Genomic DNA, 25,470 nt, shown 5'->3' on the forward strand with positions numbered 1-25,470 from the left:
ATGGAGCGTACCGCATCGATCACAAGGACCACAAAAGAGACAGATATCGCAGTCCGGTTGAATCTGGACGGCAGCGGAAAGGCGGATATTTCCACGGGAATCGGCTTTTTCGACCATATGCTGAACGGGTTTGCCCGCCACGGGCTCTTTGATCTGGAATGCCATGTGAAGGGCGATCTGGAGGTGGACTGCCATCATACCATAGAAGATACGGGAATTGTACTGGGCCAGGCCATCCGGGAGGCAGTGGGAGACAAGAAGGGAATCGTGCGCTACGGAACCTGTATTCTTCCTATGGACGAGTCTCTGGTGCTCTGCTCGCTGGACCTGTCAGGGCGTCCGTACTATGTCTCCGACGCGGAATTTCCCACAGAAAGGGTGGGAGAGATGGATACCCAGATGGTAAAGGAATTTTTCTATGCCATTTCCTACAGCGCAGGCATGAACCTGCATTTTAAGATGCTTTCAGGCGGGAACAGCCATCATATGATCGAGGGAATGTTCAAGGCCTTCGCCAAGGCTCTCGATATGGCTGTGGCCCATGACCCGAGGATAACAGATGTATTGTCAACGAAAGGAAGTCTTTGATATGAGTGAACGAAACACAGCTGTCATCCGGCTGATGGCCGGAAAGGTAAAGGGAGAAGAGCGGGAACCGTCCGTCCTTGCCAGATATTACAGCGACAATGGCGCTGATGAGATTCTGGTCTTTGATCTGTCTGACATGGATGGGGATCACGAGCTTTCCATCGGAGCGTTAAAGGAGATCTGCCGTGCGGCAGAGGTTCCCGTGAAGGCCGGCGGCCGCATCCGCAGGCTGGAGGATGTGAAGAAATATCTTTATGCCGGCTGTGAGAAGGTGATTCTGAATTATGCGCGGCAGGATAACATTGACCTGACGGAGGAAGCCTCCAAACGGTTCGGAAAAGAGAAGATCGCAGCCTCCGTGGACAGCTCTGATGTAGTCAGCGCTCCTGCTGCCCTTGTGGAGGAGTATGTCAGCGAGCTGATCTATATCAATGAGCTGAAGCCCTTTGAGGAGCGTTTAAATCCGCTGAACTGCAATATGGAATGGTCTGAGTTCAAGCTGGGCCCGGATGGCCTGGTTCCTGTGGTGGTTCAGGACTACCGGACGGACGAGGTTCTGATGGTAGCCTACATGAATGAGGAAGCCTTCAACAGGACCATTGAGACAGGAAAGATGACGTATTTCAGCCGGAGCCGTCAGGAGCTCTGGGTCAAAGGCCTCACCAGCGGCCATTTCCAATATGTGAAGGAGCTGGTTGTGGACTGTGATCTGGACACGATTCTGGCAAAGGTGTCCCAGACTGGCGCGGCCTGCCACACCGGAAATAAGTCCTGCTTCTTCCATGAGATTGCGAAGACGGAATACAAGGATACGAATCCGCTGAAGGTCTTTGAAAATGTCTATAAGGTCATTGCGGACCGGAAGGCACATCCGAAGGAAGGGTCCTATACGAATTACCTGTTTGAAAAGGGCATCGACAAAATCCTGAAGAAGGTGGGAGAAGAGGCTACTGAGCTTGTGATTGCGGCCAAAAATCCTGACCCGGAGGAAATCAAGTATGAAATGTCCGATCTGCTTTACCATGCCATGGTGCTGATGGTGGAGCGGGGCGTGACCTGGGAGGACATCACGGCGGAGCTTGCCAACCGCTGACGCTGCACAGGGGCCTTAAAAAGGCCCCTGCTGTGAAAACTTCCTTTTCATATGTTTTCCGCCTGTCTCATAGGATAGAGTAAACGAAGACAGGAATAAGGAAGTGCGGCTATGGCAAAAAATGAAAGACGGGGCGGCCAGTACCGGAAGCTGCTGCTGGAGCAGCGCGGTCAGGCGCCTGAAGCGGAGGAGCCGTCCGGCGGCGCCTTTTTCCGTATCCGCTTTTATGTCAGCCTCTGTCTTTTCGTGGCCTATGTGATTCTGGACTACACGAAGGCTTCTGTGGGAACCGTGGACAGCAGCCGGATTTATGCAGAGATAGAGCGCGATATGACAGATGAAGTGGAATTGCAGGAGGCATGGTCAAATGCCATCAATTCTGTCTGGGTGTCCGGTTCGGAGCAAGACGAAAGCACTCAGACGAAAGAAGACTCCCGGGAGGGAGATGAGGAGAGCGGGGAATCGATAGGCCCCGCGCAGGAGACGGGCGAAGAGGAGAAAGAGGGTTCCGGAGAGGAGCTTCCCGTCACCTGAGCTTATGAAAAAATACAAGGATAAAGTGAGAGTTGCCCAAGATGAAAGAGACAGTCAGATTTGCGTTTTTGAAAACCATCCCGGTGATGCTGGGATATCTTTTTCTGGGGCTTGCGTTTGGACTTTTGCTGCAGGAAGCGGGCTACAGCTTCTGGTGGGCGCTGCTTGCCAGCACAATCGTCTATGCAGGCTCCATTCAGTTTGTTCTGGTCAGCTTCCTTGGCGGAGGGACAAGCCTTCCGGCCGTGGCGGTGATGACCCTTCTGATCAACAGCCGCCATGCCTTTTACGGCTTGAGCTTTGTGGAAAAATTCCGGAAGATGAAGACCTATCCCTACATGGTCTTTTCCCTGACCGACGAGACCTATTCCCTGCTCTGTTCCTTAAAGACGCCTGCGGGGGTGGATGAGAAAAAAGCGATGTTTCTGATCTCCCTGTTTGATCAGATGTACTGGATCGCAGGCTCTGTGGCAGGAGCCGCTCTGGGGCAGGTTCTGCCCTTCGACATGACGGGAATCGATTTTGCCATGACGGCCCTTTTTGTTACCATCTTTGTGGATCAGTGGCGTGAGGCTAAGTCTCATCTGCCTGCCGTCGCCGGCCTTATTTCTGCCATCGTCTGCCTCCTGATCTTTGGCGGAAACAATTTCATCCTGCCGTCCCTGATTATTACGGTAGGCGTCCTGATGGGGCTGCGGGGAAGACTTGAGCAGGAGGTGAAGGAAGCATGATAAAGGAACGGGCGCTGCTCATCATTCTGCTTGTGGCAGTCTGCACCCTGATTACCAGACTGATTCCCTTTGTGCTGTTTGGCGGAAAGCGCCAGGTGCCCAAAGCAGTGGAGTATCTGGGGCAGATTCTTCCGCCTGCGATTATGGCTACTCTGGTGGTCTACTGTCTGAAGGGAGCAGATCTTTTTTCTGCTTCCCACGGAATTCCGGAATTCGTGTCTGTGGCAGTCACAGCCCTGCTGCATGTCTGGAAGCGGAATGTGCTCTTAAGCATTGCGGCGGGAACCGCCTGCTATATGTCCCTGGTGCAGGTGGTATTTTAAACGGTAAAAACAGATTTGGAGAAATGAAATGATGCTGAAATCGATAAGAAACCGAAAATGGGTGCTGGCGGGAGCCGCTGCTTTGCTCTGGCTTCTCATCTGCCTTGTGGTAACTCCTGTATATACGACGGTTACGCTGACTTACGCGGAGGATCCGTCCGGAGAGGTGATCACGACCGTTTTTGCCGGTCCCGGAGAAAATGTGTCCGCTTCCGACGCCAAAAGCCGCGTGGTCAACAGCGGCGTAGCCCGGATTTCCTGGCTGGACTTAAAGTATGGAAACCACTGTTCCTTAAAGCGGATCGATCCGGTGGATCAGGCTTACAGTGAAGGGGAACTGACAGTAGACAGCCTGACTGTGCGGAAAAACGGAATCGTGGTAATTTCTCTGGAAGGAGAAGAACTGAAGGAATATTTCTCCGGAAATGAGCAGGTTTCCTTCTCTGACACGGATACCTTTACCTTTTCTGTCACAGGAGAAGATCCGCAGCTTCTTCCCACGGCAGAATTCCAGAAGCTTTATACACAGGGAAGCCTCCCGGTATTCCTTCTGGGCTGGCTTGTGTCCGGCCTTTTGATTCTGCTTCTGGCGCTTCTGGTACGCTGGGTGCTGATTCAGGTGCGGGACAGCTCCCGGCTTGTGAAAATTAGCTGTCTTCTGTTTCTAGCCGGCGTGCTGGGCGCTGTGCTGATGGTCGTTTACACGGCTCTTCGCAGTCCCTTCTGGCTGAATCCGGACGAGTATGACGTAAAAGCGGCGGTCCTTTATTACTTTACGCATTTTATGCCGCCGGATATCCGCAGCGATATCATCAACGACAGCTATCCGGTGTACGGCACATCCCGTCATTTCGAATTCAATATGTTTTATTTTTACGCAGGGAAGATCGGACAGTTCTTTTCAGACGCGGCAGTGCAGATCCGTCTGTTCAGCCTGATTATTTTCGGCATGATGGCAGGGCTCGTCATAAAAAACATACGGAAAAATTACGCGCTTCTGTTCGTATTTCTGCTGACGCCCCAGGTGTGGTACATCTTCAGTTATTCGACCTCAGACGCCCTGGACTTTTTCATGGGTTTCCTGTGCCTCTATGAGCTGATTGAGAAGGACAGTATGCTGAACCGGGTCTTAAGAGAAAGCTTCCGGAGGCGGCACATCCTGTATTATGCCCTGCTTTCGATTTTATTCCTGCACATATTCTGGGCCAAGGCTACCTTCTATACGGTGCTGATGTTCTTGTTCTTTATTCTGCTGATCCGGATGCTGTTTCAGGAGAAGAAGGAAAGAGGACCTCTGTTCCGCAAATATCTGATTCTGGCAGGCATTACCCTGGGACTGTTTGCCATCCGCTATATGATTACAGACTTTCCGTATTATGGCTTCGATAAGCTTGGCGTAATTCTGGATGTGACGGAGCAGAAGGCCGAGTATGGCTATAAACCATCCACACCGGCCATGGAAGCCGCCTATTCCATGCGGTTCTTTGAGAAGGGTATTTCTCTTGGAGAGCTGCTGACCCAGTACGATTTCCATACGAACCTGTTCCGCACCTTCGCAGGCTTCTTCGGAAGCTATGCCTTTGGGGAAGCAGACTGGTATTATCTGGTTATGGGTATTCTTTACCTTGTGCTGCTGGGACGCACGATTCAGCGCCTCTGGAAGCAGAAAAAAGCCATTTACCGCTGGGAAATTGCGGCTGTGGCTTTCACCTGCTTTATCCAGTACGTGCTGATCGTGGGCAACTCCTGGTTCGTGGACTTCCAGCCTCAGGGGCGGTACCTGCTGCCGATCCTGTTCTTTATCGCCTACCTGATATCCCGGGTTGAGCGGGTATGGGAGGATAAGGTATTGCGGACAGTGCTTGTATGTACCTGCGTCCTTTCCCTGTACTGCTTCTGGCATGTGGGAATTCCGAACCTGGTGCCGGATACGGTGGTGCTGCCATAGGAGGCTGCCGTAAGCCGCCTGCTGCGCTACAGGGACTGTAAGTGGCAGTTGATGCCGGAAAGGAAGGACAGACATATGAATGCTCAGAATCAAAGCAGCGGTCGTACATCCAATTATGAAATCATGAAGCGGCAGATGCAGAAGGAGTTTCTGAAATATAATCAGGAGAAGATGATACAGAAATTTCATCTGGGGAGTGATACAGATTCGATATTTATCCGTTTTGTCAGCAAAGATTACCGGATAGACCGGAAAGATGGCACTGTCAGCGGTTCCGGCGATCATTTGAGGACATTTCAGGAAGCAGGCTATAATGAAGCCATGACGATCTATGATGTGCTTTGCTATTCCAGGGATGACTGCTGCCTGTCCGGGGAATTTGTGAACATGCAGAGTCTTTCTTCTGTCATGGCAGGAAGCGCCAGTTCCGTGGGAGACGGCCTGTTTTCCGGGAAGGTTTTCCAGTTTGACCACAGAGAACGTGCGCTTTCTGCCGCCTGCGAGAGCCTGGGCGGCGTGAAGGCCGGACGGGGCGATGTGGCTTATCAGATCCCGCTTTTTGACTTCCTTCCGGTAATATTCCAGTTCTGGAACTCGGACGAAGAATTTCCGCCGAGCCTGCAGTTCTTCACCGATAAAAATATGCTGGAATATATGCATTATGAGACTGTGTGGTTTGCCATGTCGCATCTTCTGGAAAGAATAGAGGAAAACATGTGAGCGGAAAAGAAAGGAACGGGATTTTTATGCGGAATTCCTTGACTGTAAACCGGGTTTATACCCTATAATGAAGCCAGAAAGAGGGAGAAAACCCGAAACGTCAGGAGGCGGCGCATATGACAATCGCAGAAGTAGAAGAGAGGACAGGGCTGACCCGCTCAAACATCCGGTTTTATGAAAAGGAAGGCCTGCTTAAGCCTTCCCGGGAGAAAAGCAGCGGATACCGGAATTATTCCGAAGAGGATGTGGACTGCATTCAGAAAATTGCGTTCTTAAGAACGCTTGGAATCTCTGTGGAGGATATCGGGAAAATCATATCCGGGAAGCTGCCCCTGTATCAGACAGTGGAGCGGCAGAGCAAAAAACTGAAGGAAAATCTGAAGGCGGCGGAAGCGTCCGCGCTTGCCTGTGAGAAGCTGCTGAAATCCGGTCCGGTCAGCTTCGAGGAGCTGGATGTGGAGCAGTATACCACAGAGACGGAGGATTACTGGGAGCGCGGCAGAGAGCTTCTTCGTTATGATTTTGCGGGTCTTCTGCACCGTCTGGGAAGCTTTAAGACATGGCGCATCCTGTTTTTCTTAAGTCTTTTGGTCAGTATTCTTGTTTATCCAGGTCTTCCTGCAGAGATTCCAATTCAGTGGAATCAGGGCGCTGCCGTTACCATGGGAATCAGAGAAAGTATTTTTGTGTACCCGGCCGTTACAATCGTATGGCGCATGATTTTGATTCCCTATCTCTATGTGACGCTTGGAAACAGTCTCCACGGAGGACTTATCGCGGAATACGCGGTGAACGGGATCTGCTTTGCGGGGCTGACTGTGGAAATATTTACTGTCTTTTATTCCCATGGATATATTACAATCGGCGTCTTTCCGATACTTGCGGTGGATGCAGGAGTTCTCCTGATACTTTTGGCGCTGGGACTTAAAGAGCTGAATCAGAACATCCGTCAGACCAGTGCGTATCGGGAATGACGCTCTGGTAAAAAGACCCTAAAAAGAATTAAGAAAGTATAAAATCTGTTGACACTCCATTTCAGACTGCTATGATAAACTATAATTGCTGAATGCAGGAAGAATGCGGCTGTGGACCATACTGCCGCCAGCGGAAATAAATTTATCTTAGATACAGGAGTGACAAAAAGATGGGCAAGGTAATTGGTATTGATCTGGGTACGACGAACAGCTGCGTCTCCGTGGTGGAGAACAATGAGCCGGTGATTATCCCGGCCTCTTCCGGCGGAACGACGACGCCGAGCGTGGTAGCCTTTACCAGGAACGGAGAACGGCTGGTAGGAGAAGCCGCCCGCCGGCAGGCAGTGACGAATACGGAGCGCACCATCAGTTCGATAAAACGGCATATGGGAACGAAGTGGAGCATCCGCATTGACGGAACGGAATACAATCCCCAGACTATCAGCGCCATGATTCTGATGCAGCTTAAGAAAGACGCGGAGGATTTCCTGGGAGAGCCGGTGACAGAAGCGGTGATTACCGTGCCCGCGTATTTTAATGATATACAGAGGCAGGCCACAAAGGACGCCGGCAGGATCGCAGGTCTGGAAGTAAAACGAATCATCAACGAGCCCACAAGCGCGGCTCTTTCTTATGGACTCAACCACGGCGAGCCCCAGAAGGTTATGGTATATGATCTGGGCGGCGGCACTTTCGACGTGTCTGTGTTCGAGATTGGAGAGGGCGTCATCGAAGTGCTGGCTACAGCCGGAAACAATCATCTGGGCGGCGATGATTTTGACCAGAGAATCATCGACTGGATGGTAAAAGAATTCAAGGCACAGCAGCATGTGGACCTGACCGGAGACTTTGCGGCCATGCAACGCCTCCGGGACGCGGCGGAGCAGGTGAAAAAAGAGCTGTCTTCCACAGAAAGCTCCCAGATTCTTCTGCCATATCTGACCCAGTACAAAGGCACGCCTCTTCATCTGGACATGACGCTGACGCGGCCAAAATTTGAAGAACTGATCTGGGATCTGATCGAGAAAACAGCGGAGCCTGTAAAAAACGCCCTAAACGACGCGGGACTTGCCGCTTCGGAACTGAACCGCGTTCTGCTGGTGGGCGGTTCCACGAGAATCCCGGCCGTACAGAGAAAGGTGCGGGAGCTGACCGGAAAAGAGCCCTCCAAAAATATCAATCCAGATGAATGTGTAGCCAAAGGCGCCGCGATTCTGGGAAGCACCCTGCAGGGAAATGCCCTGACAGCGGCCGGACAGGAGATCCTTCTTCTGGATGTGACACCCATGAGCTTTTCCATCGAGACGGTCGGCGGCGTCGCCACCCGCGTCATCGAGCGCAATACCACGCTTCCGATCCGCTATTCCCAGATTTTTTCCACAGCAGCGCCCTACCAACGCAGCGTAGAGATCAACGTTCTGCAGGGCGAGCGGACCATGGCCCGGGACAATAAGAGCATTGGAAAATTCAAGCTGAAGGGCATCAAGGCCGCGCCGGCCGGCGTGCCGCAGATAGAGGTGACCTTTGACATCGATACAAACGGCATCCTGAAAGTGTCTGCAAAAGACATGGATACCGGAAAGGAGCAGTCCATTGTCATCACTGCGGACGACCGGATGTCAGACGCGGAGATCGAACAGGCCATCCGGGACGCCCAGAGTTATGCCGGCCAGGATCAGATACGCCGGGATGCTATCGAGCTTCTTGATGAATCGAGAAAGCTGTGCAACGAGACGGAATTAAGCCTGAAAAATGCCGGAAAGACGCTGGACAGGGCTGCGAAAAAGCAGATCAAGGCTGACAGCGCAAGGCTTCAGAAGCTGATCGGAAGGTGCCGTCTGGAAAAGGTGACGGAAGCCGAGCTTGCCGAGATCCGGGAGGCAAAGCAGATCCTCCAGAACAGCGTGGACACCTTGATGCGCAGGTAAGCAGACAGGCTGTTATTTCGGAAACTGGTGTCTGTTTTATAAGATCAAAGGGTTTTGGCGAATTTTTCTATCAACGTATTCACTTCTTCAGGCGCATCAGTATTGGAATTATGCCCTGCATTTTTTATCCACGCGATTGGAATTCCGGTATTTTTATGCCATGCTTTATTATAACGGATACAAGAACCCGCATGGTCCTTTTCTCCGCATATCAGCTGTGCCGGACATTTTATCTTGTATGGGAGGCCGGCTTCCATTGCTTCTGCCAATATTTTAAAACCGTGTCCTGCTATCCGGGCGTATCTTTTCTGGCTGCCATCGTAGGTCATCATAATTTCATGCATCAGCTTCCTTCCATACGAAGATGTGGCGACGCCCTTTGTTCCGGTTTTCAGCAAGGACTTCCATGGATAATATCGATATACCGGTTCCATTCTTTTAAGAAGCCATAATTCGATTTTTGTCACATAGTTTCTTTGCAGGGGTGCTGAATCAATAGAAACAAATCCCTTCAATTTGTCAGGAAACAGCTCCGAATATGCCTGCCCAACGTAGCCGCCCATGGACTGTCCTATTATAACCGGAGAATGAATATTTTCCAGACACAAAATGTCATCCAGCCATTTGGCTTTATCCATCAATGAAAAATCAAATTTGAATGGCCACGATTTTGCATGACCAGGCGCATCCCATACAAGCACATTGCATTTTCCCTCGAAATATTCGATCTGCTTATCAAACAGTCGATGATCTGCGGTTAATCCTGGCAGAAAAATCAAGGTGATATGTTCAAAGCCCTGTTCCATATTTATCCAATAATGAATATTCCCGCAAGGAGTCTTATATATCCTTTCGTTCATTGCAATTACTCCGTTTCGTGAAGTTCCAATTTGCCGCTGGCACTATTATACTATGGCCGGTCATTTTTAGGAATAGATGCGTTGAAACTTGTGGAAATAAAGCTATTGCCAATGCTTTAACTGTGAAAGATACAAGTCAAACTGGCGGCGTCTGCCGAGTGGCAAAAAAAGTTTCAGTAAACAGAGAAAATTGCGTCACAGCTACTTGAAAAAACTCAGTTTTTGTGATAAGTCATATATGTGTAACTTGTATATGGAAATGAGGTATTGACAATGACAGAGAGATGTAGGACGGATTTTGCGGACATTCAAAATAAAAAAGAATGTGGAGGTAACAGACAATGGCAAAATCATTATTTGAGGAACTGGGCGGCAAATACGAAAGGCAAGGGGATTATTTGATACCGTGCTTAACTGTACCCGCCGAAGAAGAACAGGCAATAGGCATCTGGGGGCAACGGCATTTAGATTATCTAAAACAGTACCGTAAAGTTACATACACCAATCTTCTTACAAGCGGCAGGCTAAACGCCTACCTTGCCGACATCAACAGACAGGCACAGGAACGCTTTGAAAGGCTCATAGAGGGTATGAAACAGGCACAGGGCATAACGGAACAGCTAAAGGCAGAAAACGCCTTAGAATGGACAGGATGCCTCAATAACATAAGGGCTTGTGCGAGGGAGATTGTGGAAAAGGAAATTATTTTTGCATAAACAGATGATTAGTGGCAGGGGGAAATCCTGCCGCTTTTTCTGCTTTAGTTTGTCAGCTTGACAAATAAAGGGTTAAGGAATATAATTAGATTCAGTATTATACAAGGAGTTAATAAATATGCGGCAAGGTATTCTTAAATAAACTGTCAATTTGATAGTGGGAACAAAAAGTAGCAGTCCCGTTTCACTTTTAATATGGGGCTTAGTTTTTTGTACCCAGTTTAAGAATACTTTTATCATGTAATTTTATATGCCCGAAAACATATAAGTGTTTTGGGGCTATTGGAGTTATTTACCCAGTGATAGGAGTATTTATCACTGGGTATTTTTATGCCCTTTTTTGGGTGTTGATAGGAGGAAAATCACATGAAAATAATTAACTTAGGCATTCTGGCTCACGTTGACGCAGGAAAGACAACATTAACGGAAAGTTTATTGTATACCAGTGGTGCAATTGCAGAACTAGGGAGCGTAGATGAAGGCACAACAAGGACAGATACAATGAATTTGGAGCGTCAAAGGGGAATCACTATCCAGACAGCAGTGACATCTTTTCAGTGGGAGGATGTAAAAGTCAACATTATAGATACGCCAGGCCATATGGATTTTTTGGCGGAAGTATACCGTTCTTTATCCGTATTAGACGGAGCAGTATTATTAGTTTCTGCAAAGGATGGCATACAGGCACAGACCCGTATACTGTTTCATGCACTACAGATAATGAAGATTCCGACAATTTTTTTCATCAATAAAATTGACCAAGAGGGGATTGATTTGCCAATGGTATATCGGGAAATGAAAGCAAAGCTTTCTTCGGAAATTATAGTGAAGCAAAAGGTTGGGCAGCATCCCCATATAAATGTAACGGACAATGACGATATGGAACAGTGGGATGCGGTAATTATGGGAAACGATGAACTATTAGAGAAATATATGTCAGGGAAACCGTTTAAAATGTCAGAACTGGAACAGGAAGAAAACAGGAGATTCCAAAACGGAACGTTATTTCCCGTTTATCACGGAAGCGCTAAAAACAATCTGGGGATTCGGCAGCTTATAGAAGTAATTGCCAGTAAATTTTATTCATCAACGCCTGAAGGTCAATCTGAACTATGCGGGCAGGTTTTTAAGATTGAATATTCAGAGAAAAGGCGGCGTTTTGTTTATGTGCGTATATATAGCGGAACATTGCATTTGAGGGATGTTATTAGAATATCTGAAAAAGAGAAAATAAAAATCACAGAGATGTGTGTTCCGACAAACGGTGAATTATATTCATCCGATACAGCCTGCTCTGGTGATATTGTAATTTTACCAAATGATGTTTTGCAGCTAAACAGTATTTTGGGGAACGAAATACTGTTGCCGCAGAGAAAATTTATTGAAAATCCTCTCCCTATGCTCCAAACAACGATTGCAGTAAAGAAATCTGAACAGCGGGAAATATTGCTTGGGGCACTTACAGAAATTTCAGATGGCGACCCTCTTTTAAAATATTATGTGGATACTACAACGCATGAGATTATACTTTCTTTTTTGGGGAATGTGCAGATGGAAGTCATTTGTGCCATCCTTGAGGAAAAATATCATGTGGAGGCAGAAATAAAAGAGCCTACTGTTATATATATGGAAAGACCGCTTAGAAAAGCAGAATATACCATCCACATAGAAGTCCCGCCAAATCCTTTCTGGGCTTCTGTCGGGTTGTCCATAGAGCCGCTCCCTATTGGAAGCGGAGTGCAGTATGAAAGCAGAGTTTCACTTGGATATTTAAATCAATCGTTCCAAAATGCGGTTATGGAGGGGGTTCTTTATGGCTGCGAGCAGGGGCTGTATGGATGGAAAGTGACAGACTGTAAAATCTGTTTTGAATATGGATTGTATTATAGTCCTGTAAGTACCCCCGCAGACTTTCGGCTGCTTTCCCCTATCGTATTGGAGCAGGCTTTAAAAAAAGCAGGGACAGAACTATTAGAGCCATATCTCCACTTTGAAATTTATGCACCGCAGGAATATCTCTCACGGGCGTATCATGATGCTCCAAGGTATTGTGCAGATATTGTAAGTACTCAGATAAAGAATGACGAGGTCATTCTGAAAGGAGAAATCCCTGCTAGATGTATTCAAGAATACAGGAACGATTTAACTTATTTCACAAATGGGCAGGGAGTCTGCTTGACAGAGTTAAAAGGATACCAGCCAGCTATTGGTAAATTTATTTGCCAACCCCGCCGCCCGAATAGCCGTATAGATAAGGTTCGGCATATGTTCCACAAGTTAGCTTAACAGCTTGCAAAAGTCATATAAAATGAGATTTGAAAGGATTAGAGACTAATTATGATGAAATGCGAATGGATATTGTGTCCTGTTTGTGGGAGCAAAACCCGTAATAAAATTAGGAAGGACACTGTTTTGGAGAATTATCCCCTTTATTGTCCAAAATGCAGACAAGAAAGATTGATTAAAGTTGACAACTTGAAGATAACTGTCATCAAAGAGCCAGACGCTTAAGACGCAGAGCCGATGAAATTGTGGAACAATTCACGAATCATCGGCTCTTTTTGTTTCGTATTTGAAAGAACAAACTCACCAAATAAAAAAAACGATATTCGGGTGGGTTATTTTGTTATACCCTAAATTACCCTCTGAATTTGTTTTTAAATTTGGAGGGATTTTTTTATGTCCTTTTTTCGGGCAGTTATCTATCTGCTCATACGAAGCAAAATTTATCAATACATAGCATATCAGAGAACGGCAGGAAACCAGTTAAAAAAATTTCTGCCAGTGCAACGGTACTTCTCACCTTGAAAGTAGAAGTACAATCTCCATACAATAGAATTACTATTTCCTATAACCGTAAAGGTCACAGAGCCTTTGCGGTTTTTCTTTTGTCGATTTTTGTTGGAAAGTGCCGTAGGGCTGTTTCTGATATGCGGTGTCGTTCTCCGCCTCTCCATCTGGATTTTTTACATTTCAAAAATTCAGATGGGAGGTATTTATGGTGAAATATGCACCAAGAAAGGTATATATCAGAGAAAGTGGCGGCTATGTGGAATTATCCTACACGGAGTTCTGCCGTTGCAGGGAATCCGACCAGACCTATATGGACAAGCTGTTTATCCCCATTCAAGGCTGTCTGCTTGAAGTCGTGAGGGAGCAATACACAGACTTCTACCGTGACAAGGAACGGTGGCGTTATCTGCAAAAATTAGATACAAAGAATAGACTGCTATCTCTCGACGGATTTACGGACAGCGAGGGGAATCCTCTGGACTTTATCACTGATGAAGCGGTGGACATTGCAGAAACCGTTGTCAATGCGGTCATGGTGGACAGGCTGAAAGCCGCCCTGCCTTTGCTGTCGGATAGTGAACAGGAGCTGATACAGGCAATCTTTTTTGACGGACTTTCCGAGCGTGAAGTCGGGGCGAGGTTGGGCATAACCCAGAGCGTTGTAAACAAACGCAAAGCCAGAATCCTAATAAAACTAAGAAAGATAATAGAAAATTAAAATTTAAGGCGTTCAGCCCCCTTGTTTTTTCCTTTGGGAAGATGAGGGGGCTTTTCTCTGCCCTCTCAATCAATTCTGATTGGAGGAAGTAAGAATGGCATACAACCACGGACGGGAGGACAGGAAATGGCGTATCTGGAAAGAAGCGGAGGAAAAGCTGCTGCGTGAGTGCGGCGTTGATGAAGCGACCATTGAGCAGATACGCATGGCGGACAGGGCAGACTTCAATTCCAACAGGCGGTTTTACCGATGGACGAATGACGTTGCGGAATATCTTGAGGACATGGCAGGCAGGGAGCGGCAGGCGGAAGTGGGTACGGTTGCGGAGTTACTGGAAGAGATTGAGAGCGAAAATCTCTATCAAGTATTAGTCACGGTGGACGGGCGTACCTTGAAAATCGTCCTGCTGAAAATGCAGGGGTATTCCACAAAGGAGATTGCCCCGCTTGTGCATTTGACGACTGGTGCCATCTATGCGAGGTTAGACCATCTGCGGAAGAAGCTGCGGAAAATTTTATAGCTTCTAAAACAGCCTGCCATCCTGCGGGCTACTGGGTGAGGGATGGAAATCCCCTCACTCATTTTTTGCAGGAGGACAACAGGATGGCATACAGGGTTAAGGCATACACGCTTCGGGAGGAATCCACGGAAAGCGGCACAAGGTATTTTATCAGCTTTAAGGACGGGCAGGGCAAATCCCACGAGTTGGAAGTGTCGGAACAGTTCTTTATGGAGTTTCGGCAGATGGAGCGCAGGAACAGGAATCTTTTCTAATGGGACGAGCGGCACAGGGAGTTTAACGAGGTATGGGACGAAACCCTTTACAGACGGGCGTTGCGTGTGCCTAAGAGCCTTGATGAACGCATGGTTGAGGAAGAACGGAATGAAACGCTCTATAAGGCGGTTGGGAGCCTTCCAGAGATACAAAGGCGGCGTTTCCTGCTCTACTACGAGTATGAGTTCAATTTTTACCAAATCGCCGCTATGGAGCATTGCACCGCTTCGGCAATACAGAAATCTGTTGCGATTGCAAAGGAGAAAGTAAAGGCGGAAATTGAAGAAATATCTCCAACCGTGACCGACACCGCCCGAAAAAGAAATCTGTTTTTTATTTGTGTGGGATTGGCGGCATTACATACTCTCACTTTTTTCCGTGGGAGTAAATCTATTTTTAAGGAGGTCAACGCCTATGTGCAACGAAAACAAAGACACCGCCCGAAAGGAGGAAAGCCATGCAGAAGTTACAGACAGTCAACGCCGAAACGCTCCTTTATGAACCGCTTGAGAAACCATCCTTTGTGGTGGACAGCCTTATCCCGACAGGCTTATCGCTGTTCTGCGGCTCACAGAAGATAGGCAAAAGCTGGCTCATGCTGAAGCTATGCTTATGCGTGTCGCAGGGAATCCCTTTATGGGATATGCCGACAATGGAGGGCGATGTGCTTTACCTCTGCCTTGAGGACACGTTCTGCCGCATACAGGACAGGTTATTTCGTTTGACGGACGAAGCAAGCGGGCGGCTCCACTTTGCCGTGGCAAGCTGCAAGCTGTCAGACGGTCTTATCGTGCAGCTTGAAGATTATCTGAAAGATTACCCAGACAGCAGGCTCATTGTCATTGATACCTTGCAGAAAGTCCGTACAGCTTCAAAAGACAATGCCTATGCAAGCGACTATGGGGACATCTCCCTCATCAAAGACTTTGCCGACAGGCACTCTCTGGCGGTCATTGTCGTACACCACATCCGAAAGCAGAATGACAGCGACGTGTTCAACAAGGTGTCTGGGACGACAGGATTAACGGGGAGTGCGGACGCTACCTTTGTTCTGGAAAAGGAGAAACGTGCGTCTGACACCGCCAAGCTGTATGTGACGGGCAGGGACACGCCTTATCAGGAATACACGCTGCGTTTCCGTGATTGCCGTTGGGAGCTTGTGGAGCGGAAAACGCAGGAGCAGCTTGCGAAAGAAACGATACCAGATGTCCTTTTTCGGTTGGTGGATTTTATGAGGGATAAGGAAGAATGGATAGGCACGGCAACGGAACTGTTAGCCGCTATGGGGGAAACGGAAACCATACCCACGGTGATTACGAAATGGCTGAATGAATACCGCACCACATTTTTAAGCGAGAACCGTATCTGCTACCAGTACAGCCGCAGGAAAGACGGCAGGCGGATTGCCCTTGCAAGGAGGGCGGGTGACAGCGGTGATGGTGGTGACAGCGATATTAGGATACCCCCCTGTTACTGTCATTGACGCTTAAAGCCATGTAAAGCTGGCGGCTCTGCCCTGCGGGTGACAGCAGTGACGGTGGTGACAGTGATTTTAGGATACCCTGCCGCTGTCATCCCTACGGGAGAACACCCCGTAAACGCAAAATGCAGGCGTGAGATTTACTCGCCCTTTTCGGTCGTGTAAAACCACCCCTGCGGTCAGAAAAATCATTCCGATTTTTCCGACTGCGTTTACAGGGTGTAACACACTACACTTTGCCCTGCAAAGTCGTGTGCCAGACGTTCCCTCTGGACTCCCTTAAGGCAGGGCTGTGCCCTGCTATCCTACGCCTTACGGCTTCGGATAAAAGAATGGCGGCATGACGGTGACGGCTCTTGCGAGGGGGGTATCCCAAAAACACCGTCATCATCGACATGACCGTCATGCAGGGGGTGAGGGTGACAGTTGCGGCAGTCGGCAGGGGGTATCCCAAAACTGCTGTCACCACCGTCACCGCTGTCACCCCAAAGGACGGTCACCCGCCGAAAGAAAGGAGGAATCCGCCTATGCCTTATGCAATCCTGCGTTTCCAGAAACGAAAAGCGGGCGGCGTTGCGGCTTGTGAACGCCACAACGAGCGGAAGAAAGAAGCCTACAAAAGCAACCCAGATATAGATATGGAACGCTCTAAAAACAATTACCATCTCATAGCACCACCAAAGTACACCTACAAGAAAGAGATTAACCGCATGGTAGCCGAAGCGGGGTGCAGGACAAGGAAAGACAGCGTGATGATGGTGGAAACGCTCATCACAGCTTCACCAGAATTTATGAACCAGTTACCGCCCGAAGAACAAAAAGCGTATTTCCAGACGGCTCTTGACTTCATTTCGGAGCGTGTTGGAAAGCAGAATATCCTCTCCGCTGTCGTCCATATGGACGAGAGAACGCCCCATATGCACCTCTGCTTTGTGCCGATTACGCCAGACAATAAGCTGTCAGCGAAAGCTATCTTAGGCAACCAGAAATCATTATCCGAGTGGCAGACCGCCTACCATGAGCGGATGTCCTCACGGTGGAATCAGCTTGAACGGGGGCAGTCCTCAATGGAAACCAAGCGGAAACACGTCCCCACATGGCTCTATAAATTAGGCGGCAGGCTTGATAAACAGTATGAAGAAATCGTGTCTGCCCTATCCGACATCAACGCCTTTAACGCAGGGAAGAAAAGGGATAAAGCGTTAGATTTACTCTCTGCATGGCTGCCAGACGTGGAGAAATTCTCTAAGGAAATCGGGAAACAGCAGGCGTATATCGACAGTTTGAAAGAGAGAATTGGGCAGGAATCAGACTATGCGGGGCGTATGCGTGATGAAAAGTACGAGCAGGAACTAAAGGTGCAGAAAGCGAATCAGAAGATATTTGAATTGCAGAGAACCAACGAGCAGATGGGGCGGCTGCTGTCAAAAATACCGCCCGAAGTGTTGGAAGAATTGCAGAAAAATCATAGAAGCAGAGCGAAAGAAAGGTAGATATGTGAATGAAGAAACAGGATTTTAAGGTGTTAAAGACCAAAGACTTGTACCCGTTCCCCGACAATCCGTTTCATGTGGCAGAAGATGAAACACTGTCAGAGTTAGCGGAAAGCATCAAGGAATTTGGCATTGTCACGCCGATAATCACACGCCCGAAAGAGGACGGGGACGGTTATGAAGTGATTGCAGGACAGCGGCGTGTCCGTGCTTCTGAACTTGCAGGGATAAATACCGTGCCTGCGTTTGTCCTGCCCTTAGACCGTGACCGAGCCATCATCACCCTTGTAGACAGCAATTTGCAGCGTGAGAATATCCTGCCATCGGAGCGGGCGTTTGCTTACAAGATGAAATCCGAAGCCATGAAGCGGCAGGGTTTCCGCACAGACTTAACCTCGTCACAAGTTGTGACGAAGTTGCGGACGGACGACAAGGTGGCACAGGGCTTCGGCGTGGGCAGGATGACCGTGCAGCGTTTTATCCGCCTGACGGAACTGATACCGCCGATTTTGCAGATGGTGGACGAGGGGAAAATCGCCCTCACGCCTGCGGTGGAACTGTCCTTCTTGAAGAAAGACGAGCAGGAAAACCTCTTTGCCACGATGGAGAGCGAAGAAGCAACGCCCTCACTCTCACAGGCACAGCGGATGAAACAGTTAAGCCAGAGCGGGCGGCTTGACATGGATACGATATTTGCGATTATGACGGAGGAAAAGGGCAACCAGAAAGAAACCTTGAAAATCAACACAAGCAAGCTGAAAAAATACTTTCCGAAGAACACAACGCCGAAGCAGATGGAGGAAACCATCATCAAACTTTTGGAGCGTGAGTTGCAGAGGAAACGCAACCGTGACAGCCGCTAATCTTCTTTTTTCGGGAAGTAAATACAGAGAGTTGAGGTATGGAGAATGAGAGAAATCCAGTATGAAATCGTAAAGGAAATCGCAGTATTGTCTACGGGCGACAGTGGCTACACAAAGGAAATCAATCTCATTTCATGGAATGGGAAAGAGCCGAAGTATGACATCCGCAGCTTTTCCCCGAACCGTGAAAAGTGCGGCAAGGGAATCACGCTGAACGCTGATGAAGCGGCGGCACTCCTTAAAGCATTACAGAAAGAATTAAACAGCGAGGATTAATGGTATCTGATTGGCAGGGCGGGGACATTTCCAAACTCTTCCCTGCCCTGTCTGGAAAGGAAGATTTAAGTATGGGCGAGGATAAGAAAGCAGATAAAAAGAGAAAGCGTATCGTGCCAAAAGCACCAGTGCAGATGATAATCAGCCGTGAATATGTCGGCACACAGACCGTTACAGAAGCGTTTGTCCCGATTATCTCCGAGGATATTCGGAAGAAGATTGCCGAGGGCGACACCTTCGACAATGAGGGGCTGTCCGCTTAGAATGTACGCAATGGGACATGAAAACAGATAGGACAGATACGGAGGTTTTACAGTATGGCAGGAATCAAAGAAGAAAAGAAAATCTATTTAGTCGGCATTTATTGCCGCTTATCTAAAGACGATGGTACGGATAACGAGAGTGCGAGCATTGCGACACAGAAATCCATCCTCACGGATTATGTGAAAAAGCAGGGATGGCACATAGCAAAAACGTATGTGGACGATGGTTATTCTGGTACAAATTTCCAAAGACCAAGTTTCCAGAATATGATAAAAGACATTGAAAGCGGTCTGATAAACTGCGTGATTACGAAAGATTTATCCCGTCTGGGGAGAAACTATCTTGATTGTGGGTTATATCTGGAAGTTTTCTTCCCAGAGCATAACGTGAGGTATATAGCGGTCAATGACGGCGTAGATACCTTGAATAAATCTGCTATGGACATCACGCCTTTCCGCAACATTTTAAACGAAATGTATGCCGCTGACATATCTGTTAAGATAAAATCGGCATATCGGGCGAGGTTTCAACAGGGGAAATTCATGGGAACTACCGCCCCTTATGGCTATATCAAAGACCCTGCCGACCACAACCATCTGCTGATAGATGATAAAGTGGCACATGTTGTAAAAGAGATATTCGACCTTGCATTAAAAGGGAATGGAGTTGCCAAAATTTGCAGACATCTTAATAAACAGCATATCCTACGCCCTGCCGCTTATGCGGCGGAGCGTGGCGAAACAGGCTTTGAACGTCATTTTGAGGGGAACGAGGACAAACGCTATATTTGGAGTGGGAACAGCGTGAGGAGCATTTTAAGAAGCCCGATATATGCGGGAAATCTTGTAGGCTACAAACGGATTGCCGCCAATATGAAAAGCAAGAAACGCCCCTCTAAGCTGCCCGAAGAATGGGAAGTGATACCCAATACCCATGAGGGAATAGTCACGCAGGAGGAATTTGATATTGTCCAACAGCTTATTACAAGTCGTAGGCTTCCACAGAACAAGGGAGGATTTGTAAATATTTTTGCAGGCGTTATCAAGTGTGTGGACTGCGGATGTGCTCTGCGGGCAATGAACGTACACAGGAGGAAACGCCCAGAGATTATCGACTGTGTACAGTATTCATGTAATAATTATGCAAGAAACGGAAGAAGCGAGTGTAGTGCCCACAATATAGAAGCAAGGGATTTATTCAATGCCGTTCTTGCCGACATCAACTGTTTTGCGGATATGGCAGTGAATGATGAAAAGGCGGTCAGGGCCATAGAAAAGCGGCTCACGGAAACAGACCAGAGCAGGGCGAAAGCATTAGAGAAAGAACGTAAGAAGCTGAACAAACGCCTTGCGGAACTGGACAGGCTGTTTTCCTCTCTCTACGAGGATAAGGTCATGGAGCGTATTACCGAGCGGAATTTTGAGATGATGTCGGGGAAATACCAGAAAGAGCAGCTTGAAATTGAAGCAAGGCTGAAAGAGGTGACGGAAACTCTTAATGAAAGCTACGAGAAATCACGGGGAATCCGTGACTTCCTCGCCCTTATCCGAAATTATCAAGGCTTAAAAGAACTGGATGCAACAGTTATAAACGCACTCATAGACAAGATACTTGTTTCGGAGCGTGAGAAGATGGCAGACGGAACAGTGAAGCAGGAAATCAAGATTTACTATAAATTCATCGGCTTTGTCGATGAATTACATATCATACCTACAAAACGGTGGGCAGCAATGCCCGCTAAAAATTGTACGGTGTGCGGCGTTGAATATGTCCCGGGCTCTGGTGCATCAAGGTATTGTCCTGCTTGTGCCAAGAAGATACGGAGGGAGAAATCAAACGAGAGCAAACGCAGGAGCAGAGAACAGAAAAGGATAGCATGTATGAACTGTCCGCAAAAAATGACCGACTGAAGGAGAACAATGCTGACAGCACAGCACAGCACAGCACAGCACAGCACAGCACAGCACAGCACAGCACAGAACAGCACAGCACAGCATAACTGCGTCCTTTTCTCCTGACAAGAGCAAAACCGCATATTTTTTTCAGGCGTATTCCGCCCGTTTTGATACGGGTGGGGTACGCCTTTTTGCGTTCTTCAACACGACGGGTATGACGGGGAGGCGTGGAAACTGCCGGCGGTTCTTCCCCCAAAAAGGAGGAGGGGTAATCCATCTAAAACAGTAATTTTTTTGGACATATATTCACTGTCCGGTCAATTAAGTCATAGAGGGAGGGAGCTTATGGCAGACGAGAAAGGAAGTTCAGATAGGCGCGCCGCTCTTTTGGAAACCTGCTTTGAGGTGTTCTGCAAAAACGGGCTGGAAAATACCGGCCTGAAAATGCTGGCGGAGGCGTGTGGAGTTACGAACGGGGCGCTGCTCTACTATTTTGAAACCAAGGACAACATCGTGATCGAATCGACCGCCCACTGTATGGCAAAGGTGTAGGACGATTTCATGGCGCGGGCTCCTCGCAGCTTTGAGGACGTCGAGCGGTTTTTACGGGAGATGCCCTATATTACGGCAAAGCTCCACGGCGAGAAATACCGCTTTATGTACCAGGTGTATGCCAGCCCCAAGTATCGGGAACACGGCAAAGCGTTCTTCCAGGGCGTGAATGTCCGCTACCACCAGTACGCCGTACTGCTCTCCGGCAAGCTGGGAATGCCGGTATATTTTATTCAGGGCATGATCTATATCTTTGTCCGGGCCTGCGTCCACTATGCGTTGTTTGAGGACGAGGAATATCTGAAATTACAGCTTGGCGCGATCCGCACTTCGCTGCGGGCGTTTATGGGCGCACAGCAGCGGGAACCTACAAAACCCCCAACGGGAAAGCAGGAGGAAACGACGATGATGACAAACGAGACCCGTGCGGCGGCGCTCTGCCGCTGGGGAGGTTGAGAAATGGATAAAACGGTACGCTTTGATATTGAGGGGACGATAATTGAACTTCCCATGAAATTTGATGAACGCTCTCAAAAATATTTGGAGGATTACAGAGAAGTTATCGAAAATCCTGTCCGTACCCCGGCGGGGCGACCAATCCTTTTTACATTCGATGATGCCTGCGCCTATGCCGAGATGGTGGACAACGAGCCGACAAGCGTGGAATGCAGCACCTGTCGGTATTTCCGGCATACTTCCGGCTCACTGCTGGGTGTGTGCCACAACGAAAAAATGCGCTCCGGTGCAAAAATACAGGACATAAAATTCGGAGCAGAGGAGGAATGAAGATGAAAAAACGACTGACGACACTGTTCTTGTGTCTGTGCCTGGTCTTTACCATGCTTCCGGCGCAGCCCTGACCGGCGCTGCCTTTTACAGGGTGAAGAAAAAATCCGGCAGATAGTCCTGCGGTATGCGCTGAATCGGCTTAGGACAGAAAGAAACGGCGGGAAGTCTTGGATTTCCTGCCGTTTCTTTCTCTGCAGACGCATAGTTTCTGAATTGACGGGCGGCAGGCGCCATGATACAATCAGTCTGTATCACGGTGGTACGTCCCAATCCCCAGGGCTCCCCGTTTTGGAGCTGGAGATACGATACCGGTGAAAACAGAAGCACGGAGAAAAGACAAGAAAAAACAAGACAGGAGGAATCAGGGATGGCAAAGATTTTGATCAGCCCGGGACGCTATGTGCAGGGCGCAGGAGAGATGAAGAAGCTGGGAACTTATGCGGCAATGTATGGGAAAAAAGCTTTGGTTTTGATTACAGAATCCGGATATAAAAGGAGCAGCGCTGTCATTGAAGAAGGATTCCAGAACGCGGAATGCAGTATGACAGTAGACTATTTCCAGGGAGAATGCTCTAAAAAGGAAATCAGCCGGATCTGCGCGCTGATGGAAGAAAAGGGCTGTGATCTGATGATCGGAATCGGGGGCGGCAAGACGCTGGATACCGCGAAGGCGGCAGCTTATTACAGAAAGGTCCCGGTAATTATCTGCCCGACGATTGCTTCGACAGATGCGCCCTGCAGCGCTCTTTCGGTTATTTACAGTGAGGAAGGCGTATTCGAGGAGTATCTGTTCCTTCCGGCCAATCCCAATATGGTCCTGATGGATACAGAGATTATCGCAAAATCACCGGTTCGTCTGACAGTCGCCGGCATGGGAGACGCCCTTGCCACATATTTTGAAGCGCGGGCCTGCCGGGACAGCGGAGCAGCCACCTGTGCTGGCGGAAAGGTGACAGGAGCCGCAATGGCTCTGGCGGAGCTCTGCTTTGACACACTGATGGAGGAAGGCGTCAAGGCCAAGCTGGCGCTGGAGGCAGGGGCCTGCACGGAAGCAGTCGAAAGGATCATCGAAGCCAACACCCTTTTGAGCGGAATCGGTTTTGAAAGCGGCGGTCTGGCCGGCGCTCACGCGATTCACAACGGCTTTACAGTGCTGGAGGAATGCCATTCCATGTATCACGGAGAGAAGGTAGCCTTCGGAACCATTACGCAGCTGGTGCTGGAAAATGTGCCGGCAGATGAGCTGGAGGATATCATAGATTTCTGCATTGAGCTTGGACTTCCCGTAACCTTAAAGGAGCTGGGAATCACAGATCCCACGCCGGAAAAAATTATGGCCGTGGCGGAAGCAGCCTGCGCTCCCACCGATACCATTCACAACATGCCCTTTGAGGTGACGCCTGAAAGCGTGGCGGCAGCGATCCTGGCAGCAGACCGTTACGGCAGGTATTTTCTGGGCGAGTAGAAGTGAATAAAAGAGAGTGAAAAGAGCAAAAAAGGGCTGTGAGAGGGGCATTATGAAAAAATTATTGAAAAAACTGGTTTTGCTTTTGGTTCTGGCGCTGGCTGCGTTTCTATATTATTACGTGGCTCTGCCCGCCTTTAATATCCATTCCATCGAAACCTGGTTCTTTCTGATCGTTGGATGGCTTGTGCTGGTACTCCTTTTTTCGTTTCGGAAATTTGATTTTTCCCGAAAAGGAACGGTTCAATATCATGATAAAAAGGGCTTTAGCTTTACGAAGGCAGGCCTGGCGGTATTGGGGATAATGATTCTGGTACTGGCTGTGGGAACGCTGCTTTCTTCGCCCATCATCAATGCCAGGAGGTATCAGGGGCTTTTAAAGGTGGAGGAGCGGGAGTTTTCTGAAGACATTCCCCAGCTGGATTACGACCAGATTCCGCTTCTGGATAAGGATTCTGCGGAGCTTTTGGGAAACAGAAAGATGGGAAGCATGGTGGAATATGTATCCCAGTTTGAGGTCAGCAGTCTCTACACCCAGATCAATTATAAGGAAAAGCCGGTGCGCGTGACGCCTCTGGTATATGCCAGCCCGATCAAATGGCTCACGAATCAGAGCGGAGGAATTCCGGCCTACATCAGGATTGATATGACGACCCAGGAGACGGAGTGCGTGAAGCTGGAGAAGCCGATCCGCTATTCGGAATCCGAGTATTTCAACCGGAACATCTACCGTCATCTGCGGTTCCGGTATCCTACCTATATTTTCGACAGCATCAGCTTTGAGATCGATGATGAGGGTACGCCTTACTGGATCTGTCCGGTGAAAAAATTTAATATTGGTCTCTGGGGCGGACAGACCATCGGAAAGGTGGTGCTGTGTAATGCCCAGACAGGAGAATGCACCAGCATGGACGTGCAGGATGTGCCGGAATGGGTAGACCGGGTGTATTCCGCGGATCTCCTGATTCAGCTCTATGACTATTATGGGAGCCTGCGGCATGGCTATTTCAACAGCATTCTGGGGCAGAAGGACTGTCTGAGAACCACAGAAGGATATAATTACATCGCTATGGACGACGACGTCTGGGTATATACGGGCGTGACCTCTGTATCCGGCGATCAGTCTAACGTGGGCTTTGTGCTGATGAATCAGCGTACCATGGAAACCCGTTATTATGCCTGCGCGGGAGCGGAAGAGTTTTCCGCCATGTCGTCAGCAGAGGGCCAGGTACAGCATCTGGGCTATAAGGCCGCTTTCCCGCTGCTCCTGAATATAGCTGATGAGCCTACCTATTTCCTGGCGCTCAAGGATGAAGCGGGACTGGTGAAGAAATATGCCATGGTTAATGTGCAGCGCTATCAGATCGTAGCCATCGGGGATACAGTGCCTGAATGTGAGGAGGCCTATATTTCTCTTCTGAACGACAATAACATTATCGCGGAGGAGAGCGCCGAGACGCAGAAGCGCAGCGGCGTGATTGCCAGAATTGTGGAAGGCGTCATCGACGGGAATACCCATTATTACATTTTCCTGGAAGGCTCCGAAAGCATTTTTGATGTGGCCCTTTCTGATTTTGTCGAAATTGTAAGGTATCAGGCGGGAGACCGGATTACCTTAGAGTATCTGGAGGGAGAAAAAACCTGCCGTGTGACAGGAATATCCTGAGCCCTTTCCCGGAAGGCTATGGGATG

General features: G+C 48.7%; 25 protein-coding genes and 2 pseudogenes. 26 read left to right on the forward strand and 1 reads right to left on the reverse strand.

The annotated features are described in order from the left end of the window. The 9 genes from hisB to dnaK all read left to right on the forward strand — a co-directional run bounded on the left by hisB (position 1) and on the right by dnaK (position 8,839). Positions 1–588, forward strand: coding sequence for an imidazoleglycerol-phosphate dehydratase HisB (hisB, locus tag B5E77_RS12645; RefSeq protein WP_087165725.1), 588 nt, complete (start codon positions 1–3; stop codon positions 586–588). A gap of 34 nt (positions 589–622) precedes the next feature. Further along, a complete protein-coding gene (hisIE, locus tag B5E77_RS12650; RefSeq protein ID WP_242963739.1) occupies positions 623–1,681 on the forward strand; it encodes a bifunctional phosphoribosyl-AMP cyclohydrolase/phosphoribosyl-ATP diphosphatase HisIE in 1,059 nt (352 codons plus the stop codon). Between the two features lie 111 nt (positions 1,682–1,792). Continuing rightward, positions 1,793–2,215: a hypothetical protein gene (locus tag B5E77_RS12655; RefSeq protein WP_087165727.1), complete on the forward strand. Its 423-nt coding sequence runs from the start codon at positions 1,793–1,795 to the stop codon at positions 2,213–2,215. A 41-nt stretch (positions 2,216–2,256) separates the two neighbouring features. Next, the gene (locus B5E77_RS12660; RefSeq protein WP_087165728.1) at positions 2,257–2,946 is read left to right on the forward strand and encodes an AzlC family ABC transporter permease; all 690 of its coding nucleotides are present in this window, start codon (positions 2,257–2,259) and stop codon (positions 2,944–2,946) included. Continuing rightward, on the forward strand, positions 2,943–3,269 hold the full coding sequence (locus B5E77_RS12665; protein WP_087165729.1) for a branched-chain amino acid transporter permease: 327 nt from the start codon (positions 2,943–2,945) through the stop codon (positions 3,267–3,269). The genes B5E77_RS12660 and B5E77_RS12665 overlap by 4 nt, the downstream gene beginning before the upstream one ends. Positions 3,270–3,297: 28 nt before the next feature. Beyond that, complete coding sequence (locus B5E77_RS12670; RefSeq protein ID WP_087165730.1) at positions 3,298–5,217, forward strand: DUF2142 domain-containing protein; 1,920 nt, start codon at positions 3,298–3,300, stop codon at positions 5,215–5,217. 75 nt (positions 5,218–5,292) lie between these two features. Continuing rightward, complete coding sequence (locus tag B5E77_RS12675; protein WP_162609695.1) at positions 5,293–5,937, forward strand: DUF3786 domain-containing protein; 645 nt, start codon at positions 5,293–5,295, stop codon at positions 5,935–5,937. A 116-nt stretch (positions 5,938–6,053) separates the two neighbouring features. Continuing rightward, positions 6,054–6,911, forward strand: a complete 858-nt coding sequence (locus B5E77_RS12680) for a MerR family transcriptional regulator (RefSeq protein WP_087165732.1) — start codon at positions 6,054–6,056, stop codon at positions 6,909–6,911. A gap of 170 nt (positions 6,912–7,081) precedes the next feature. Next, positions 7,082–8,839 (forward strand): molecular chaperone DnaK, encoded by a 1,758-nt coding sequence (gene dnaK, locus B5E77_RS12685; RefSeq protein WP_087165733.1) that lies wholly within the window; start codon positions 7,082–7,084, stop codon positions 8,837–8,839. A 44-nt stretch (positions 8,840–8,883) separates the two neighbouring features. Here the strand turns inward: dnaK and B5E77_RS12690 are convergent, their stop codons facing one another. Further along, positions 8,884–9,699 carry an alpha/beta fold hydrolase gene (locus B5E77_RS12690; RefSeq protein ID WP_087165734.1) on the reverse strand — a complete coding sequence of 272 codons (816 nt, stop codon included), beginning with the start codon at positions 9,697–9,699 and terminating at the stop codon, positions 8,884–8,886. A gap of 341 nt (positions 9,700–10,040) precedes the next feature. Here B5E77_RS12690 and B5E77_RS12695 point away from each other — a divergent pair, with 341 nt between their 5' ends. The 17 genes and pseudogenes from B5E77_RS12695 (at position 10,041) to B5E77_RS12795 (ending at position 25,444) form a co-directional block, all read left to right on the forward strand. Beyond that, on the forward strand, positions 10,041–10,415 hold the full coding sequence (locus tag B5E77_RS12695; RefSeq protein ID WP_001129922.1) for a TnpV protein: 375 nt from the start codon (positions 10,041–10,043) through the stop codon (positions 10,413–10,415). 366 nt (positions 10,416–10,781) lie between these two features. Beyond that, entirely contained in the window at positions 10,782–12,701 is a 1,920-nt protein-coding gene (tet(O), locus tag B5E77_RS12700; RefSeq protein WP_000691758.1) for a tetracycline resistance ribosomal protection protein Tet(O), read from the forward strand. 54 nt (positions 12,702–12,755) lie between these two features. Further along, entirely contained in the window at positions 12,756–12,926 is a 171-nt protein-coding gene (locus B5E77_RS12705) for a cysteine-rich KTR domain-containing protein (RefSeq protein ID WP_004614788.1), read from the forward strand. A 490-nt stretch (positions 12,927–13,416) separates the two neighbouring features. Continuing rightward, positions 13,417–13,926 carry a sigma-70 family RNA polymerase sigma factor gene (locus tag B5E77_RS12720; protein ID WP_105116765.1) on the forward strand — a complete coding sequence of 170 codons (510 nt, stop codon included), beginning with the start codon at positions 13,417–13,419 and terminating at the stop codon, positions 13,924–13,926. A 94-nt stretch (positions 13,927–14,020) separates the two neighbouring features. Then, positions 14,021–14,446 (forward strand): sigma-70 family RNA polymerase sigma factor, encoded by a 426-nt coding sequence (locus B5E77_RS12725; protein ID WP_000323895.1) that lies wholly within the window; start codon positions 14,021–14,023, stop codon positions 14,444–14,446. A gap of 83 nt (positions 14,447–14,529) precedes the next feature. After that, positions 14,530–15,004 (forward strand): annotated as a pseudogene (locus B5E77_RS16830) (RNA polymerase sigma factor). A gap of 154 nt (positions 15,005–15,158) precedes the next feature. Continuing rightward, a pseudogene (locus tag B5E77_RS12735) lies at positions 15,159–16,191 on the forward strand (AAA family ATPase). Positions 16,192–16,708: 517 nt separating this feature from the next. Then, positions 16,709–17,674 (forward strand): MobV family relaxase, encoded by a 966-nt coding sequence (gene mobV, locus B5E77_RS12740; RefSeq protein ID WP_001820668.1) that lies wholly within the window; start codon positions 16,709–16,711, stop codon positions 17,672–17,674. Positions 17,675–17,682: 8 nt separating this feature from the next. Then, a complete protein-coding gene (locus tag B5E77_RS12745) occupies positions 17,683–18,537 on the forward strand; it encodes a ParB/RepB/Spo0J family partition protein (protein ID WP_000743700.1) in 855 nt (284 codons plus the stop codon). A gap of 45 nt (positions 18,538–18,582) precedes the next feature. Further along, positions 18,583–18,813, forward strand: a complete 231-nt coding sequence (locus B5E77_RS12750) for a YdbC family protein (RefSeq protein ID WP_001206986.1) — start codon at positions 18,583–18,585, stop codon at positions 18,811–18,813. A gap of 71 nt (positions 18,814–18,884) precedes the next feature. After that, on the forward strand, positions 18,885–19,076 hold the full coding sequence (locus B5E77_RS12755; protein WP_001820669.1) for a hypothetical protein: 192 nt from the start codon (positions 18,885–18,887) through the stop codon (positions 19,074–19,076). A 54-nt stretch (positions 19,077–19,130) separates the two neighbouring features. Next, positions 19,131–20,987 carry a recombinase family protein gene (locus B5E77_RS12760; protein WP_001820670.1) on the forward strand — a complete coding sequence of 619 codons (1,857 nt, stop codon included), beginning with the start codon at positions 19,131–19,133 and terminating at the stop codon, positions 20,985–20,987. Between the two features lie 330 nt (positions 20,988–21,317). Beyond that, positions 21,318–21,524 (forward strand): TetR/AcrR family transcriptional regulator, encoded by a 207-nt coding sequence (locus B5E77_RS12770; protein ID WP_087165735.1) that lies wholly within the window; start codon positions 21,318–21,320, stop codon positions 21,522–21,524. Positions 21,525–21,533: 9 nt separating this feature from the next. After that, the gene (locus tag B5E77_RS12775; protein WP_087165736.1) at positions 21,534–21,980 is read left to right on the forward strand and encodes a hypothetical protein; all 447 of its coding nucleotides are present in this window, start codon (positions 21,534–21,536) and stop codon (positions 21,978–21,980) included. A gap of 3 nt (positions 21,981–21,983) precedes the next feature. After that, on the forward strand, positions 21,984–22,310 hold the full coding sequence (locus B5E77_RS12780) for a hypothetical protein (RefSeq protein WP_087165737.1): 327 nt from the start codon (positions 21,984–21,986) through the stop codon (positions 22,308–22,310). A gap of 370 nt (positions 22,311–22,680) precedes the next feature. Next, complete coding sequence (locus B5E77_RS12790) at positions 22,681–23,778, forward strand: glycerol dehydrogenase (protein ID WP_087165739.1); 1,098 nt, start codon at positions 22,681–22,683, stop codon at positions 23,776–23,778. Between the two features lie 52 nt (positions 23,779–23,830). Then, positions 23,831–25,444: a hypothetical protein gene (locus B5E77_RS12795; RefSeq protein WP_087165740.1), complete on the forward strand. Its 1,614-nt coding sequence runs from the start codon at positions 23,831–23,833 to the stop codon at positions 25,442–25,444. Positions 25,445–25,470: the final 26 nt, after the last annotated feature.

The organism is Lachnoclostridium sp. An131, assembly GCF_002160825.1.
Taxonomy (GTDB): domain Bacteria; phylum Bacillota; class Clostridia; order Lachnospirales; family Lachnospiraceae; genus Laedolimicola.

Excerpts from the sequence above, each read along its gene's own strand:
- hisB (WP_087165725.1), top strand. The coding sequence starts at position 1 with ATGGAGCGTACCGCATCGATCACAAGGACCACAAAAGAGACAGATATC.
- hisIE (WP_242963739.1), top strand. The coding sequence starts at position 623 with ATGGCCGGAAAGGTAAAGGGAGAAGAGCGGGAACCGTCCGTCCTTGCC.
- B5E77_RS12655 (WP_087165727.1), top strand. The coding sequence starts at position 1,793 with ATGGCAAAAAATGAAAGACGGGGCGGCCAGTACCGGAAGCTGCTGCTG.
- B5E77_RS12660 (WP_087165728.1), top strand. The coding sequence starts at position 2,257 with ATGAAAGAGACAGTCAGATTTGCGTTTTTGAAAACCATCCCGGTGATG.
- B5E77_RS12665 (WP_087165729.1), top strand. The coding sequence starts at position 2,943 with ATGATAAAGGAACGGGCGCTGCTCATCATTCTGCTTGTGGCAGTCTGC.
- B5E77_RS12670 (WP_087165730.1), top strand. The coding sequence starts at position 3,298 with ATGATGCTGAAATCGATAAGAAACCGAAAATGGGTGCTGGCGGGAGCC.
- B5E77_RS12675 (WP_162609695.1), top strand. The coding sequence starts at position 5,293 with ATGAATGCTCAGAATCAAAGCAGCGGTCGTACATCCAATTATGAAATC.
- B5E77_RS12680 (WP_087165732.1), top strand. The coding sequence starts at position 6,054 with ATGACAATCGCAGAAGTAGAAGAGAGGACAGGGCTGACCCGCTCAAAC.
- dnaK (WP_087165733.1), top strand. The coding sequence starts at position 7,082 with ATGGGCAAGGTAATTGGTATTGATCTGGGTACGACGAACAGCTGCGTC.
- B5E77_RS12690 (WP_087165734.1), bottom strand. The coding sequence starts at position 9,699 with ATGAACGAAAGGATATATAAGACTCCTTGCGGGAATATTCATTATTGG.
- B5E77_RS12695 (WP_001129922.1), top strand. The coding sequence starts at position 10,041 with ATGGCAAAATCATTATTTGAGGAACTGGGCGGCAAATACGAAAGGCAA.
- B5E77_RS12705 (WP_004614788.1), top strand. The coding sequence starts at position 12,756 with ATGAAATGCGAATGGATATTGTGTCCTGTTTGTGGGAGCAAAACCCGT.
- B5E77_RS12725 (WP_000323895.1), top strand. The coding sequence starts at position 14,021 with ATGGCATACAACCACGGACGGGAGGACAGGAAATGGCGTATCTGGAAA.
- mobV (WP_001820668.1), top strand. The coding sequence starts at position 16,709 with ATGCCTTATGCAATCCTGCGTTTCCAGAAACGAAAAGCGGGCGGCGTT.
- B5E77_RS12745 (WP_000743700.1), top strand. The coding sequence starts at position 17,683 with ATGAAGAAACAGGATTTTAAGGTGTTAAAGACCAAAGACTTGTACCCG.
- B5E77_RS12750 (WP_001206986.1), top strand. The coding sequence starts at position 18,583 with ATGAGAGAAATCCAGTATGAAATCGTAAAGGAAATCGCAGTATTGTCT.
- B5E77_RS12755 (WP_001820669.1), top strand. The coding sequence starts at position 18,885 with ATGGGCGAGGATAAGAAAGCAGATAAAAAGAGAAAGCGTATCGTGCCA.
- B5E77_RS12760 (WP_001820670.1), top strand. The coding sequence starts at position 19,131 with ATGGCAGGAATCAAAGAAGAAAAGAAAATCTATTTAGTCGGCATTTAT.
- B5E77_RS12770 (WP_087165735.1), top strand. The coding sequence starts at position 21,318 with ATGGCAGACGAGAAAGGAAGTTCAGATAGGCGCGCCGCTCTTTTGGAA.
- B5E77_RS12775 (WP_087165736.1), top strand. The coding sequence starts at position 21,534 with ATGGCGCGGGCTCCTCGCAGCTTTGAGGACGTCGAGCGGTTTTTACGG.
- B5E77_RS12780 (WP_087165737.1), top strand. The coding sequence starts at position 21,984 with ATGGATAAAACGGTACGCTTTGATATTGAGGGGACGATAATTGAACTT.
- B5E77_RS12790 (WP_087165739.1), top strand. The coding sequence starts at position 22,681 with ATGGCAAAGATTTTGATCAGCCCGGGACGCTATGTGCAGGGCGCAGGA.
- B5E77_RS12795 (WP_087165740.1), top strand. The coding sequence starts at position 23,831 with ATGAAAAAATTATTGAAAAAACTGGTTTTGCTTTTGGTTCTGGCGCTG.